The 1,641-nt window shown below is 57.1% G+C and carries 2 protein-coding genes; both read left to right on the top strand.

Features of this window, described 5'->3' with window-relative positions:
• Positions 1-61 precede the first annotated feature (61 nt).
• Positions 62-697 carry a hypothetical protein gene (locus D6694_08620; GenBank protein ID RMH41652.1) on the top strand — a complete coding sequence of 212 codons (636 nt, stop codon included), beginning with the start codon at positions 62-64 and terminating at the stop codon, positions 695-697.
• Positions 694-1,641: hypothetical protein (locus D6694_08615; protein RMH41651.1), on the top strand; the 948-nt coding region annotated here is incomplete at its 3' end. The genes D6694_08620 and D6694_08615, both read left to right, overlap by 4 nt.

The raw sequence follows: 1,641 nt of genomic DNA, 5'->3' as shown, positions 1-1,641 counted from the left end.
CTCCCTCCGCCTTTGGGATTTGAGCGACGGCAAGTGCCTTGCCGTGCTCGAGGGGCAAACGATGAGGATCGCCGGCGTCCATCTCCTGGAGGGCGACCGGGCGCTGTCGTGGAGTGTTTACCTCCGCCTTTGGGATTTGAACGACGGCAAGTGCCTTGCGGTGCTCGAGGGACATAAGGGTTGGGTCGACGGCGTCCATCTCTTGGAGGGCGACCGGGCGCTGTCGTGGAGTGGGGGGGATTGCACCCTCCGCCTTTGGGATTTGAGCGACGGCAAGTGCCTTGCCGTGCTCGAGGGACATGCGGATAAGATCAGAGGCGTCCATCTCCTGGAGGGCGACCGGGCGCTGTCGTTTAGCGGGGATGGCGTGAGGCTTTGGGATGTGAACGAGGGGCGCTGCATCAAAGTGGCACATTCGATTTCCGAGGAGCAGGCGATGCGTGAAATGCTGAATATGGACATGGACGGTGGTTGGCAGGGGAGCGCCTCTTTGCCACCCCGCAATCTCGTGGGTGCTTGGCATGGAACGGGACCGGTGTGCTGGGGAGGCAATGAGCCCAAACTACAGGGTTTTGCTGAGAATGGTTCGTGGGTCGTGATCAATGCGGCCAAGCAACTGAAGGTGCTCGAACCCTGGCGAGGCAATCGGCCGTGCCAGATGCGGCATCGGGGTCATCAATCGGAGGAGACCGAATGAATCAATCAGGCCAAGTGGAGATGCTGCCGGAAGGGTATCCAACCCGGGATGTGAAGTTCTCGGAGCATTACTCGATTTTTTGTCTTGCCTTGCAACACAGATTGCCCGAAAGCGATCTGGGCGTGGTCAGCCGGGCACTGAAGGATAGCGGCTGGTTCCCTCATCCAAGCCTGAAAAATCTGGAGCAAACCAAACGATTCTCAATTTTCAATCCCCAAGCCGATTCGGCCATTTTTGGAGATACGCCTTGGCATGAAAACCAGACGATCGATCAATGGCTCAGACAGCGGCTTCGCACGACTGAAGGCAGCCGTGGCGCCATTGAGCCTGTCGTACTCAGGTTGGAGCCCAACCGGCGTTTTATCATCACGGACCGAGAGGGCGCAAAAGTCATGCCCTTCAAGCTGCATTGGGTTGATTTATGGCTGTTTCCTGAGGGTGCGGGCGTACTTTCGTTCAAGACAACCTTGGTCGCTGACGGCGATTCAGTCGGTATAGACGAGATGTCCGCATTTCACCGACAGATTCGCGATACACGTGGTGAAACAATTGTACTGGATGAGGACAGTGGAGAACGGAAGAGTTTTTGGGATGATATCATTGTCAAAGAAGCCCTTGGCCAGGGGCAGTGCCTGGGTCTGGATGCCGACCCCTCAAAAGTCATTGAAGGCTTTGATCCGTATCAGCGTAATGCCAAAATCCTTATTGCTGCACAGGTGGCCTCGATGGGTGAAGGCCATGAGCTGGCATGGGGCAGGCCTCTCATGGATCCTCCCATCCGTTTGCAGCGCAGCCACGAGCAGCTGGTCGAGAAAGGGCAGTGGGATGTGACGCTGCAGGCTGCCCGCGCGTCCATAACGGCAGGATATGCCACAGTCAGAGACATGATTCTGTTTGAATTGGCAACGGTGAGTGATCAAGGCGGAGCAGCAGGTTGGAACGGG

It is taken from the genome of Gammaproteobacteria bacterium, from assembly GCA_003696665.1.
In the GTDB taxonomy this organism is placed as follows: Bacteria; Pseudomonadota; Gammaproteobacteria; order Enterobacterales.
This window is presented reverse-complemented; position numbering and strand designations above follow the sequence as displayed.